The organism is Micromonospora sp. NPDC049081, from assembly GCF_040648835.1.
Classification (GTDB): Bacteria; Actinomycetota; Actinomycetes; order Mycobacteriales; family Micromonosporaceae; genus Micromonospora; species Micromonospora antibiotica.
Window position 1 is genome coordinate 549,189 of record NZ_JBEZEK010000002.1, and the last position, 12,982, is coordinate 562,170.

General features: G+C 72.5%; 9 protein-coding genes. 3 read left to right on the forward strand and 6 right to left on the reverse strand.

Annotated elements, in window-relative coordinates:
* Positions 1-75 precede the first annotated feature (75 nt).
* Positions 76-1,338, reverse strand: coding sequence for an ROK family protein (locus tag AB0B63_RS06260; RefSeq protein WP_357015018.1), 1,263 nt, complete (start codon positions 1,336-1,338; stop codon positions 76-78).
* Between the two features lie 73 nt (positions 1,339-1,411).
* On the opposite strand from AB0B63_RS06260, the gene xylA reads away from it, so the two are divergent.
* The 3 genes from xylA (at position 1,412) to AB0B63_RS06275 (ending at position 5,766) form a co-directional block, all read left to right on the forward strand.
* Positions 1,412-2,599 carry a xylose isomerase gene (gene xylA / locus AB0B63_RS06265; RefSeq protein WP_208568456.1) on the forward strand — a complete coding sequence of 396 codons (1,188 nt, stop codon included), beginning with the start codon at positions 1,412-1,414 and terminating at the stop codon, positions 2,597-2,599.
* Between the two features lie 11 nt (positions 2,600-2,610).
* Entirely contained in the window at positions 2,611-4,146 is a 1,536-nt protein-coding gene (locus tag AB0B63_RS06270) for an FGGY family carbohydrate kinase (RefSeq protein WP_357015021.1), read from the forward strand.
* A gap of 207 nt (positions 4,147-4,353) precedes the next feature.
* On the forward strand, positions 4,354-5,766 hold the full coding sequence (locus AB0B63_RS06275; RefSeq protein WP_219464399.1) for an MFS transporter: 1,413 nt from the start codon (positions 4,354-4,356) through the stop codon (positions 5,764-5,766).
* 829 nt (positions 5,767-6,595) lie between these two features.
* Here the strand turns inward: AB0B63_RS06275 and AB0B63_RS06280 are convergent.
* The 5 genes from AB0B63_RS06280 to AB0B63_RS06300 all read right to left on the reverse strand — a co-directional run bounded on the left by AB0B63_RS06280 (position 6,596) and on the right by AB0B63_RS06300 (position 12,893).
* Positions 6,596-8,236: a glycoside hydrolase family 13 protein gene (locus AB0B63_RS06280; RefSeq protein WP_208568459.1), complete on the reverse strand. Its 1,641-nt coding sequence runs from the start codon at positions 8,234-8,236 to the stop codon at positions 6,596-6,598.
* 82 nt (positions 8,237-8,318) lie between these two features.
* On the reverse strand, positions 8,319-9,392 hold the full coding sequence (locus tag AB0B63_RS06285; RefSeq protein WP_208568460.1) for a LacI family DNA-binding transcriptional regulator: 1,074 nt from the start codon (positions 9,390-9,392) through the stop codon (positions 8,319-8,321).
* A gap of 69 nt (positions 9,393-9,461) precedes the next feature.
* On the reverse strand, positions 9,462-10,427 hold the full coding sequence (locus AB0B63_RS06290) for a carbohydrate ABC transporter permease (protein ID WP_208568461.1): 966 nt from the start codon (positions 10,425-10,427) through the stop codon (positions 9,462-9,464).
* A gap of 1 nt (position 10,428) precedes the next feature.
* A complete protein-coding gene (locus AB0B63_RS06295) occupies positions 10,429-11,478 on the reverse strand; it encodes a sugar ABC transporter permease (RefSeq protein WP_208568462.1) in 1,050 nt (349 codons plus the stop codon).
* A gap of 74 nt (positions 11,479-11,552) precedes the next feature.
* Entirely contained in the window at positions 11,553-12,893 is a 1,341-nt protein-coding gene (locus AB0B63_RS06300; RefSeq protein ID WP_357015025.1) for an ABC transporter substrate-binding protein, read from the reverse strand.
* Positions 12,894-12,982 lie beyond the last annotated feature (89 nt).

The following is a 12,982-nucleotide window of genomic DNA, read 5'->3' on the forward strand; positions in this document are numbered from 1 at the left end:
CTCCTCGGTAGGAATCGTTGCCTCAGGGAAAGCGTACCGAGGTGGGGTGACGATCGCCCAGCCGACAACCGGGGGTCAGCGCGGGTGGGACAGCCAGCCGGACGGCCGGGCGATGATCCGGCGGACGACCGAACCGGCCCCGCCGACGGCGGCGGATTCGGCCCCGAGCGCCGCCGGGCGGACCGTCACCGGGGACCAGCCGCTGGTGAGCACCCGGTCGTCGAGTTCGGCCAGCACCGGTGGGCACAGCCACGGCGCGAGGGTCGCGTATCCGCCGCCGAGCACGACGGTGTCCAGGTCGAGCAGGTTCACCACCCCGGCGACGGCGACCCCGAGGGCGGTGCCGGCGGCGTTCAGCGCGGCGAGCGCGGCCGGGTCACCGGAGCAGGCCAGGTCGGCCAGCCGGCGGGCGGCGGTGTCGGCGGGCAGGTCCGCGCCCGCCAGCCCGGCCGCGGCCAGCACGGACTCCTGCCCGGCGTACGTCTCCAGGCAGCCCCGGGCGCCGCAGCGGCAGGTGGGACCACCCGGATCGACAGGTACGTGGCCCAACTCGCCGCTCCAGCCCCGGGAGCCACGGAACAGCGCCCCGTCGAGCACGATCCCGGCACCGATGCCGATCTCGCCGGAGACGTGCAGGAAGCTCTGTGGGCCGCCGGGGCGGGCGTGCAGTTCGCCGAGCGCGGCGAGGTTCGCCTCGTTCTCCACCACCAGTGGGGGCACCCCGTCGACCGGGTCGGTGAGGGCGGGGTGACCGGCGAGCAGGGCCGGCACGTCCACGTCCCGCCAGCCGAGGTTGGGGGCGAGTCGGACCAGGCCCCGCGCGTCGACCAGCCCCGGCACGGCCAGGGCCGCCCCGGCCAGGCCGAGTCCGGCGTCGGCGGCGACGGTACGCGCCCGGCGGGCCAGGGCGACCAGGGCGGTGAGCGCGTCGGCGGGGGAGAGGGGCCGCAGGTCGATCCGGCGTACCTCGTGGTGCCGGACGGCGCCGGTGAGGTCGACCACGCAGGCTGCGAGGTAGTCGACGTTGACCTCCAGGCCGAGCCCGGCCGGGCCGGTGTCGCCGAGCAGCAGCCCTCGGGCGGGCCGGCCGGCTCCGGTGCGGGGCGCGGGATCGGCCTCGGTGACTAGCCGGCCGGCGATCAGGTCGTCGACGACCGCGGACACGGTGGCCCGGGTCAGGCCGGTGTCGGCGGCGATCTCGGCCCGGGAGGGTGGCCGGTCGGTGTCGGCGATCCGCCGCAGCACCACGGCGAGGTTGAGTTCGCGCAGGCTTCCCTGGCGGACCGCGCCGACGGTCCGGGTCTCGGTCACCCCTTGACAGTGCCACAGCACGGCCATTTAATTCAACCACTGAACAAATTGCGGGCGACACACCCACCGCCACCACCATCATCCCCACCGGAGGTCTGCCATGGCACCCCGTCCCACCCCCGCCGACAAGTTCTCCTTCGGGCTCTGGACGGTGGGCTGGCAGGCCCGTGACCCGTTCGGCGACGCCACCCGCCCCGAGCTGGACGCCGTCGAGGCCGTGCACCGGCTCGCCGAGCTGGGCGCGTACGGCATCACCTTCCACGACGACGACCTGATCCCGTTCGGTGCCGACAACGCCGCCCGGGAGGCCCAGCTCGCCCGGTTCCGCAAGGCCCTCGACGAGACCGGGCTGGTCGTGCCGATGGTCACCACCAACCTCTTCACCCACCCGGTGTTCAAGGACGGCGGTTTCACCAGCAACGACCGTGACGTGCGGCGCTACGCGCTGCGTAAGGTGCTGCGCAACGTCGACCTCGCCGCCGACCTGGGTGCCAAGACCTTCGTCATGTGGGGCGGCCGGGAGGGCTCCGAGTACGACGTGGCCAAGGACATCCGGGCCGCGCTGGACCGCTACCGCGAGGCCGTCGACGTGCTCTGCCAGTACGTCGTCGACCAGGGCTACGACCTGCGGTTCGCCATCGAGCCCAAGCCGAACGAGCCGCGCGGCGACATCCTGCTGCCCACCGTCGGGCACGCGCTGGCGTTCATCTCCGAGCTGGCCCGCCCCGAGATGGTCGGCCTCAACCCGGAGGTCGGCCACGAGCAGATGGCGGGCCTGAACTACGCCCACGGCATCGCCCAGGCGCTCTGGCAGGGCAAGCTGTTCCACCTCGACCTCAACGGCCAGCGCGGCATCAAGTACGACCAGGACCTGGTCTTCGGCCACGGCGACCTGATGAACGCGTTCGCCCTGGTCGACCTGCTGGAGAACGGCGGCCCCAACGGTGGTCCGGCGTACGACGGCCCGCGGCACTTCGACTACAAGCCCTCCCGCACCGAGGACATCGCCGGGGTGTGGGCGTCGGCCGAGGCCAACATGGCGACCTACCTGCTGCTCAAGGAGCGGGCGGCGGCGTTCCGGGCCGACCCGGAGGTCGTCGAGGCGCTCGCCGCCAGCAAGGTCGGCGAGCTGGCCAGCCCGACGCTGGGCGACGGTGAGGGCTACGCCGGGCTGCTCGCCGACCGGTCCGCGTTCGAGGAGTTCGACGTGGACGCGACGGCCGCGAAGGGCTTCGGCTTCGTCCGGCTCAACCAGCTCGCCGTCGAGCACCTGCTCGGCGCGCGCTGAGGCGGCCCGGCATGCCGCTCGTCGCCGGGGTGGACTCGTCCACCCAGTCCTGCAAGGTGGTGATCCGGGACGCGGAGACCGGCGCGCTGGTCCGGGAGGGCCGCGCGCCGCACCCGGACGGCACCGAGGTCGACCCACGGGCCTGGTGGGATGCCCTGCTGGCCGCCGTCGAGGCGGCCGGCGGGCTGGCCGACGTGGCGGCCGTGGCGGTCGCCGGCCAGCAGCACGGCATGGTCTGCCTGGACGAGGCGGGCGAGGTGGTCCGGCCGGCGCTGCTGTGGAACGACACCCGGTCGGCCGACGCGGCCCGGGACCTGATCGCCGAGGCCGGCGGCGGGGAGACCGGCCGCCGGTTCTGGGCCGACGCGGTCGGGCTGGTCCCGGTGGCCAGCTTCACCGCCACCAAGCTGCGCTGGCTGGCCCGGCACGAGCCGGAGCACGCCGCCCGGGTCGCCGCCGTCTGCCTGCCGCACGACTGGTTGACCTGGCGGTTGGCGGGCGCCCCCGGCCTGGCGGCGCTGCGCACCGACCGGGGTGACGCCAGCGGCACCGGCTACTGGTCGCCGGCCACCGGGCAGTACCGACCCGACCTGCTGGAACAGGCGTTCGGTCGGGTCGTCGAGGTGCCCACGGTGCTCGGCCCGGCCGAGCAGGCCGGGGTGCTCGACCCGGGCGTGCTGGCCGGTGGTCGGGCGGTCCCGGGCGACGCCGCCGACCGGCCCGACGCGGCCCAGCGCCCGTCGTCGCCGGGCGGGGACGTCCTGCCCGGTCCCGGCACGGGGGAGATCCTGCTCGGCCCCGGCACCGGGGACAACGCCGCCGCCGCGCTGGGCGTGGGCGCGGGTCCGGGCGACGTGGTCGTCTCGATCGGCACCTCCGGCACCGTCTTCGCGGTGGCGGACACCCCCGCCGCCGACGCCGGGGGCGCGGTGGCCGGCTTCGCCGACGCCACCGGCCGGTTCCTGCCGCTGGTCTGCACGCTCAACGCGGCCCGGGTGCTCGACTCGGCGGCGACGCTGCTCGGCGTCGACCTCGACGCGTTGTCCGAGTTGGCGTTGAGCGCCCCACCCGGGGCGGACGGCCTGGTCATGGTGCCCTACCTGGAGGGGGAGCGGACCCCGGACCGGCCCACCGCCACCGGCTCGGTGCATGGCCTCACCCTGCGCACCGCCACCCCGGCCCACCTGGCCCGGGCGGCGGTCGAGGGGATGCTCTGCGCGTTGGCCGACGGCCTCGACGCGCTGGTCGCCCAGGGGGCCACGGTCGAACGGGTGATCCTGGTCGGTGGCGGGGCCCGCTCGGCGGCGGTCCGCCGGATCGCGCCGCAGGTCTTCGGTCGCCCGGTGCTGGTGCCCCCGCCCGGGGAGTACGTCGCCGACGGCGCGGCCCGCCAGGCCGCCTGGCTCGCCCTGGGTGGCGCGACCCCGCCCACCTGGGCGCCGAGGGACACCGAGGAGTACGCGGCGGAGCCCGTCCCCGCCATCCGGCAGCGGTACGCCGAGGCCCGCGACCACACCCTCGACCGGGTGGCCGCGACCGGGGAGTGATCCACCCGACCGGCGACGTCGACCGGTGACCGGCGCACGGGGGCCGGTCACCGGTCGACGACCGGGTCCCCCGTGGTCCTGCCGGTCACCTCCGACGAGGGCCCGGCCGCCCGTCGGGCGTGGTGATCCCGCAGGGACGGGGTCGGCGGTGCCGCCCCGGCGGGGGTGCCCGTCGGGCCGGGGGACCCACCTGGTTGGCTGCCGGACATGACCGGCAGCAGGATGCCCCGGCGCGGAAACACGGCGCACCGCCTCTACAGCGTCGTGGTGTTCGTGGTGCTCGCCTCGCTGGACAACGTGGCGATCGGCCTGGTGCCTCCGCTGTACGGGCCGATCTCCGGGGCGCTGGGGGTGCCGCAGCGGATGCTCGGCCTGGTCACGGCGGTGAGCTTCCTGGTCAGCGCGGTCGCGGCGGTGGCCTGGGCGTACGTCGGCGACCGGACCAACCGCAAGCCGCTGCTGATGGTGGGCACACTGGTCTGGGCGGCCGGCACCGGCGGCAGCGCGTTCGCCACCGGCTTCCCGACGTTCCTCGCCGCGCAACTGGTCGCCGCGGTCGGGTTGGGCGCGGTCGGCTCGGTCGGGTTCTCGGTGGTGACCGACCTGATCTCCCCGCGTCGCCGGGGGCTGGTGATGAGCTTCTGGGGGCTGTCCCAGGGGGTCGGCACCCTGGCCGGTACGCTCACCGGCGGGCTGCTCGGCGCGACTGACTGGCGACGCCCGTTCCTGCTGCTCACCGTGGTCGGTCTGGCCGCCACGGTGGCCTACCTGCTGACGTACGACATCCGGCGCGGGCAGAGCGAACCGGAGCTGGCCGGGGCGATCGAGGCGGGCGTCGAGTACGACTACCGGATCACCCGGGCCGACCTGCCGCGCATCCTGGGCCGGCGGACCAACCGCTGGCTGATCATGCAGGGCCTCACCGCGCAGGCGGCGTTCGGCTCGCTGGTGTGGCTGCCGGTGCTGTTCGCCGAGCGGGCGCAGGGGCAGGGCTACTCGGCGGCGACGGCGGTCGTGGTGGGCAGCGTCTTCGCCACCCTGTTCCAGCTCGGCGGGGTGTTCTCCATCGTCGGCGGGCTGGCCGGGGACGCGCTGCAACGGCGTACCCCCCGGGGGCGGGCCCTGGTCGCGGCGGTCGGCATCCTCGCGGCGCTGCCGTTCTACCTGGTGCTGTTCTTCGTGCCGATCCGGATCGACGTGCCCGACGGCGGCGGCACCGGCGCGGTGGTGGGTGCGGTGCTGGCCAGCGTGGTGACCGAGCCGACGGTCGGGCTGAGCCTGCTGACGGCCCTGGTGGCGTTGGCGCTGACCTCGGCGAACTCGCCGAACTGGTTCGCCCTGATCGCCGACGTCAACCCGCCGGAGCACCGGGGCACCGTCTACAGCCTGGGTAACCTCGTCAACGGGGTCGGCCGGGCAGCCGGCAACGGGCTGGTCGGGGCGGCCTTCCACGCGTTGCGGGTGGCCTTCCCGCCGCCGTTGAACTACGCGGTCGGGCTCGCCGCGTTCCAGCTCTTCTTCATCCCCACCGGGCTGATGTACTGGCTGGCCTCGCGCACCTCACCCCGTGACATCACCGCGGTCCGCGACCTGTTGCACGATCGCGCCGCCCGCCGCTGACCTGCCCGCCGCTGACCTGCCCGCCGGGGCCCGCCTGGCGGGGTCCGCCTACCGGGGCCTGCCTACCGGGGCCTGCCTACCGGGGCCTGCCTGCCGGGGCCGGGTCGCGGAGGTGGGGTCGCGGAGGCGGGGCGGTCCGGCCGCCTCCGGCTTAGCTGGGCACGGTCGGACCGCTCGCGTGTGGTCGGGCCTGGTCGCGCGGCTCGTGTTCGCGCTGCTCGCGTTTGGTCGGGCCCGGTCGCGCTGTTCGGGTGTGGTTCGCGCTGTTCGGGTGTGGTTCGCGCTGTTCGGGTGTGGTCGGGCCGGCCGCGCGGCTCGCGCGTGGTTCGCGCTGTTCGGGTGTGGTCCGCGCCGTTCGGGTGTGGGCGGGAACGGGCCGTGTCGCTCCCGCTCGGTCGGGCCGGGCAGGTACACCCCGTCGCGTCCTTTCGAGCTGATGACGTTGACGGATCACCAGCCAGCCCGAACGCGTCGCCGTCCGTGGCCCGTCGTCGTGCCTGAGAGGCCGGTGCGGGCGGGACGGGACTTCCGGGCCGATCGGCTTGGGGCGGGCCTTCCGCCGCAGAGCTGCTGTCGTCACTTTGGTGGGTGCATGTCATCCGGGTCGGTGAGTCGCTGACGTCATCAGCTCGAAAGGACGCGACCGGCAGTACCCGGGCCGGTCCCGTCCCGCCCGGCAGGTGTCACCGGTGAGCCCGAGCGCCGGGCACCGTCGGGGAGCTGCACCGCCCGAGCGCCGGGCACCGTCGGGAGCGAAGCCGCCCGAGCGCCGGGCACCGCCGGGCGTTGCACCAACGGTGGATGCAGCGCCCGGCGGTGCCGGAGTGGGTCAGGAGTGCCGGACCCAGACCGTGACGTCGGTGGGAACCCGGCCGTCAGCGTCCAGCGGCGCGCTGCTGTGCAGCAGCTCCCCGGCCGGCGGCGGCACCGCGGCCGTGCCGAAGTTGGTCAGCACGGTCAGCCCGGCGTTGCGGAAGATCAGCGTCTCGTCGCCGGAGGAGAGCCACTCCAGGGTGCCCCGGCCCAGGCCGTGCTCGCGGCGCAGCCGCAACGCGGTCCGGTACGTCTCGTACGTCGAACCGGCCACCCCCTGCTGCCGGTCCAGGGCGTACTCGGCCCACAGCGGCGGTTGCGGCAGCCAGCTGGCGTCGGTCGGGCCGAAGCCGTACGACGGGGCGTCGGCCTCCCACGGGATCGGCACCCGGCAGCCGTCCCGGCCCCGCTGGGTGTGGCCGCTGCGCTCCCAGGTCGGGTCCTGCCGGGCCTCGTCGGGCAGCGTGGTGTGCTCCGGCAGCCCCAACTCCTCGCCCTGGAAGAGGTAGGCCGAGCCGGGCAGGGCCAGCATCAGCAGGGTGGCCGCCCTCGCCCGGCGCAGGCCCAGCGCGGCGTCCGGCTGGGGGTCGCCGATGCCGATTCCGTTGGGTCGGCCGCCCTGGGCGGACAGGCCCATCCGGGAGGCGTGCCGGATGACGTCGTGGTTGGACAGCACCCAGGTGGTGGGGGCGCCGACGGCGTCGGTGGCCTCCAGCGAGCGGGTGATCACCGCGTACTGGGCGGGGGCCGTCCAGGCGGCGAGCAGGTACTCGAAGTTGAACGCCTGGTGCATCTCGTCGGGGCGGACGTAGCGGGCGATCCGTTCGGCCGGCTCCACCCACGCCTCGGCGACCAGGATCCGCGCGCCGTCGTAGGAGTCGAGCACCTGCCGCCAGTCCCGGTAGATCTCGTGGACGCCGTCCTGGTCCCACATGGGTGGGCGCGGCTTGTCCGCCTCGTTGCCGGAGAGGATCTCCTGCGGCTCCTCCCAGTTGGCCAGGTCGGCCTGCTTGATCAGGCCGTGCGCCACGTCCACCCGGAAACCGTCGACCCCCCGGTCCAGCCAGAACCGGAGCACGTCCAGGAACTCGGCGCGGATCTCCGGGTTGTCCCAGTTGAGGTCGGGCTGGGCGGTGTCGAACAGGTGCAGGTACCACTGGCCGGGCCGGCCGTCGGGCTCGACGAGCCGGGTCCAGGCGGGGCCACCGAAGACGCTCTGCCAGTCGTTGGGCGGCGTCGCGCCGTCCGGGCCGAGGCCGTCGCGGAAGACGTACCGGGCCCGCTCGGGGCTGCCGGGGGCGGCGGTGACGGCGGCCCGGAACCAGCGGTGCGCCGACGAGGTGTGGTTGGGCACCAGGTCGACGATCACCTTGAGGCCCTTCGCGCGGGCCTCGGCGATCAGCGCGTCGGCGTCGGCCAGGCTCCCGAACAGCGGGTCGACGTCGCGGTAGTCGGCGACGTCGTAGCCCGCATCGGCCTGCGGCGACGGGTAGAACGGCGACAGCCAGACGGCGTCGACACCCAGCTCGGCCAGGTGCCCGAGCCGGGCGGTGATGCCGGGCAGGTCACCGATGCCGTCGCCGTCGGAGTCGGCGAAGGACCGCGGGTAGATCTGGTAGATGACGGCTTCGGTCCACCATCCGTGGGCCACGCCCATGGACTGGTCCTGCTGCCTCGCGTCGGTGTTCAGAGCCTTCTCCCTGTGTCGAACGTGCCGTGCCGTGCGGGGGTGAATCCGTTCAGTGTGCCCGGGGAGGGGCGGTCGATTCCCGTACCACCAGCCGAGTGGGCAGGATCACCGGCGGCATCGGTGTGGTGCCGTCGCCGCCGGCCCCGCGGGGAGCCGGCACCCGTCCGGCGTACGGCTCGACGGTGCCGGTGCCCAGCGGATCGAGCAGCAACCGGGCGGCGAGGCGGCCCTGCTCGGCGGCGGGCTGGGCGATGGTGCTCAGCCCGAGCACGCCGGACAGGTCGTGGTCGTCCACGCCGATCACGCTGACGTCCTGCGGCACCCGCAACCCGGCGTCGCGCAGCGCGGTCATCGCGCCCATCGCGATCTCGTCGCAGGCGGCGAAGATCGCCGTGGGTGGTTCGCCCCGGGCCAGCAGTTCGACGGTGGCCTGGTTGCCGCCGTCGATGGTGAACTGCGACTCCATGTCCAGGCTGGGATCGGGGCGCAGACCCGCGCGGCGCAGCGCCTCCCGGTAGCCCCGACGACGGTCGGTGTGGGTGGTGAAGGCCAACTCGTCGGTCGGGTCGCCGGAGATGTGGGCGATCCGTCGGTGGCCCAGGTCGAGCAGGTGCCGGGTGGCGGTCCGGGCCGCCGCGACGTCGTCGATCCGGACGCAGGGCCAACCCGGCACCGTGCTGCCGGAGCTGATGGTGATGCCGGGCAGGTCCAGCTCGGCCAGGGCGGTCAGGTCGGCCGGCCGCAGCGGGGTGGCGACCAGCACGATCGCGTCGACCCGCTTGTGCAGGTTGGCGGTGCGCAGCACCCGCTGCCGCACCTGCTCCCGCCCGCCGAGGTTGTAGAGCAGCAGGTCGTAACCGGAGTCGTGGAGGAACTCCTCGACCGCCTCGACGACGGTGCCGAAGAACCAGCGGGTGATCCGGGGGACCACCACGGCGACGGTGCCGGTCCGGCCGCCGGCCAGTCGGGAGGCGCTCGGCGACACCGCGTACTGGAGCTGTTCGGCGGCGGCGAGCACCCGGCGGCGCGTCGCGGCCGACACCGTCGGCAGGCCGCGCAACGCCCGTGAGACGGTGGCGGTGGAGACCCCGGCCAGCCGGGCCACGTCGTCGATCCTGGTCACGCTGTGGTTCCCCCGCTCCGCGCCGCCCTCCGCCGCCGCCCGGTGCTGCCGGGCGGCGGCGAACGGACCTCAACCCTTGACGCTGCCGGCGAGCAGACCGCGCACGAAGAAGCGCTGCAACGACAGGAACACGACAAGCGGTACGACGATCGAGACGAACGCGCCGGCCGTGAGCCGCTGCCACTCGTTGCCCCGGGTGCCGGCCATCTCGGCCAGCCGCACGGTGAGCGGGGCGGTCTCGTTGCCGCCCCCGGCGAAGATCAGTGCGACCAGCAGGTCGTTCCAGACCCAGAGGAACTGGAAGATGCCGAAGGCAGCCAGGGCCGGGGTGATCAGCGGTAGCACGATGGTGCGGAAGATCTTGGGGTGGGTGGCCCCGTCGACCCGGGCCGCCTCCATCAGGTCCCGGGGCAGCTGCGAGACGAAGTTGTGCAGCAGGAACACCGCGAAGGGCAGCGCGAAGCAGGTGTGCGCGAACCACACCTGGGCGAACTTCTGCTCGTCCACCAGGTTCCAGGCCGGCATCAGCTGCACACCGGCCACGGTGACCCCGGTCGAGAAGAACTTCAGCAGCGGCACCAGGGCCATCTGCAACGGCACGATCTGCATCGCGAAGATCGCGATGTAGAGCCAGTCCCGCCCCCGGAAGTTGATCCAGGCCAGTGCGTACGCGGCGAGCGAGGCGAAGGCCAACGGGAACAGCACCGAGGGGATGGTGATGGCCAGCGAGTTGATGAAGTAGCTGGCCAGCTGGCCCGACGAGGAGGAGGAGCCGAAGAGCACGTCCTGGTAGTTCTCCAGGGTGAACTGCGGGTCGGTGAAGAACGTCCACCAGCCGGTGGACTTGATCTCCGCCTCGGGGCGGAACGAGGAGATGAACAGGCCGAAGGTCGGGATCGTCCAGAGCAGTGCGATCACGATCGAGACCAGGGTGGCGGTGCGGCTGTTGAGCCGGTTACGGACCCGGCCGGCGGTGGTGGTCGGTTTCCCGGCGGCCTGGGCCCCGGCTCCGACGGTGGGCGTGGCGGTGGTCATCTCAGCCCTCCCGCTGTTGACGCAGGTTGCGGATCTGGTAGATCACGATCGGGATCACCAGGATGAAGAGGAAGACCGCCAGGGCGGAGCCCTGCCCGTTCTCGCCGTACCGGAACGCCTGGTTGTACATCTCGTTGGCGATCACGCTGGTGTCGTAGTTGCCGTTGGTGGCCGTCCGGACGATGTCGAAGACCTTGAGCGTGGCGATCGACAGGGTCACCACCACCACGATCAGCGCCGGACGGATGCTCGGCATGGTGATCTGCCAGAACATCTGCCACGGGCTGACCCCGTCGAGGCGGGCCGCCTCCACGATGTCCGCCGGGATCGCCTTGATCGCCGCGGAGAGCACGACCATGGCGAAACCGGCCTGGATCCAGACCATGATGACGATGAGCAGGAAGGTGTTCAGCGGTGAGTCGAGCAGCCACTGCCGGGGTTCTCCGCCGAGGCTGACCACGACCTGGTTGAGCAGGCCGATCTGGTCCTGGTCCTCGCTGCGGTAGGCGTAGACGAACTTCCAGATGATGCTGGCGCCGACGAACGAGATCGCCATCGGCAGGAAGATCAGTGACTTGGCGATGGACTCGAACCGGGCCTTGTCCACCATCACGGCGTAGAGCAGGCCGAAGCTGGTGGCCACCAGCGGCACCAGCAGCACCCAGATCAGGGTGTTGAGCAGGACCCGGACGATCGAGTCCTCGGAGAACATCCAGCTGTAGTTGCTCAGCCCCACCCAGTCTTTGCTGCCGGCGTCCATGAAGGAGAGCAGGACGGTCCGCAGCGCCGGCACCACCAACCCGATGCTGAGCAGCAGCAACGTCGGCAACAGGAAGAACAGCGCGAACAGCCCCTCCCGCGGCTTGCGTCGGCGGGGCAGTGGACCACCGCCGGTCGAGGCGGCGACCAACTGCGCCTCCCGACGGCGGGCGAACCAGGCCGGCACCACGTCGAGGAGCAGGAGCAGACCGCCCACCACCGCGACGAAAGCGATCAGCCCGTACATCAGCATGAGGAACTTCGGCTGTTCCTCAGCGAAGTCGAACTCCATCGACCCTCCCTCTCAAGGGTTCGTTACCCGACGGTGGCCCGGTCCGTCACCACGGACCGGGCCACCGTCTCAGCTCACTTCCAGGTGCTCTCGATGCCGTTCAGCACCGTGTTGGTGTCCTTGCCGTTGATCCAGTCGACCATGCCCTTCCAGAAGGTGCCGTTGCCGACGGCGGCCGGCATCAGGTCGGAACCGTCGAAGCGGAACACGGTCTTCGGGTCCTGGAGGATGCCCACGGAGAGCTTGTCCACCGGGTTCGGGACGTTGGCCAGGTCGAGCTTCTTGTTCGCCGACACCCAGTCACCGATCTTGGCGCGGCTGTTGGCGTACTCGCCGGAGGCGAGGTAGGTCTGCACCGCCTGGACCTCGGGACGGTCGGTGAAGGCCGCGACGAACTCGCCGCCACCCAGCACCGGCTTGCCCTTGGCCGGGTCGATGGACGGGAAGTAGAACGCGAAGACGTCGCCGTCCTCGGCCACCTTGGTGCCCTCGGGCCACTGGTTGGCGTAGAAGGACGCCTGCCGGTGCAGGGCGCACTTGCCGGTGGTGATCGGCACGCCGGCCTCCTGGAAGGAGGTGGTGGCGATGCTCTTCACGCCGCCGAAGCCGCCGTTGACGTACTTGTCGTTCTTGAGGATCGTGCCGGCCCGGTTGAGCGCGTCGACGACCTGCGGGTCGTTGAACGGGATGCCGTGGGTGGTCCACTTGTCGTAGGCCTCGGGTCCGGCCGTACGCAGCAGCACGTCCTCGATCCAGTCGGTGGCCGGCCAGCCGGTGGCGTCACCGGACTCGATGCCGGCGCACCACGGCTTGGTGCCGCTGGCCGCGATGGTGTCGGAGAGCTTGATCAGCTCGTCCCAGGTGGTCGGGGTCGACCAGCCCTTTTCCTTGAAGGTCTTCGGCGAGTACCAGACGAACGACTTGACGTTCGAGCCCAGCGGGGCGCCGTAGAACTGGCCGTTGATGGTGGTGTACTTCAGCCAGTCGGGGGAGTAGTTCGCCTCGGCCTCGGTCTTGGTGGCGGCGGAGACCGGCTTGAGGTTGCCGCCGTCGACGAACCGCTTGATCAGGCCCGGCTGCGGGATGAAGGCGATGTCGGGCGCGTTGCCACCCTGCACCCGGACGGGGAGCTGGGCCTCGAACTCGCCGGAGCCCTCGTGGTCGATCTCGATGCCGGTGCAGTCCTCGAACTGCTTCCAGGACTGGGCCAGCCGGTCGGCCTCGATGTCCCGGATCGACGAGTAGGCGGTGACCTTCTTGCCGTCGAGGTCGCCGTACTTCTCATATGCGGCGCACTCGGCCGAGCCCGCGTCGCTGCTCTTCTTGTCGTTGCCGGTGCCACAGGCGGCGGCGCCGAGCGCCAGCCCCAGCACGCCGGCGATCGCGAGAGCCTGGCGTGATCTGGCAAACGCCATGCCGTTCTCCTTCCTTGCCGGCGCGCCCACAGGTGGGGGAAACCCGACGCCGGTCCGATGAGTCGTCCCCACATGTAAGCGCTTGCATC

What these genes read in the sequence shown, in the direction of transcription:
- AB0B63_RS06295 (WP_208568462.1), bottom strand. Translation starts at nt 11,478, where the DNA reads ATGGAGTTCGACTTCGCTGAGGAACAGCCGAAGTTCCTCATGCTGATG.
- AB0B63_RS06270 (WP_357015021.1), top strand. Translation starts at nt 2,611, where the DNA reads ATGCCGCTCGTCGCCGGGGTGGACTCGTCCACCCAGTCCTGCAAGGTG.
- AB0B63_RS06275 (WP_219464399.1), top strand. Translation starts at nt 4,354, where the DNA reads ATGACCGGCAGCAGGATGCCCCGGCGCGGAAACACGGCGCACCGCCTC.
- AB0B63_RS06300 (WP_357015025.1), bottom strand. Translation starts at nt 12,893, where the DNA reads ATGGCGTTTGCCAGATCACGCCAGGCTCTCGCGATCGCCGGCGTGCTG.
- AB0B63_RS06260 (WP_357015018.1), bottom strand. Translation starts at nt 1,338, where the DNA reads ATGGCCGTGCTGTGGCACTGTCAAGGGGTGACCGAGACCCGGACCGTC.
- AB0B63_RS06280 (WP_208568459.1), bottom strand. Translation starts at nt 8,236, where the DNA reads ATGGGCGTGGCCCACGGATGGTGGACCGAAGCCGTCATCTACCAGATC.
- AB0B63_RS06290 (WP_208568461.1), bottom strand. Translation starts at nt 10,427, where the DNA reads ATGACCACCGCCACGCCCACCGTCGGAGCCGGGGCCCAGGCCGCCGGG.
- xylA (WP_208568456.1), top strand. Translation starts at nt 1,412, where the DNA reads ATGGCACCCCGTCCCACCCCCGCCGACAAGTTCTCCTTCGGGCTCTGG.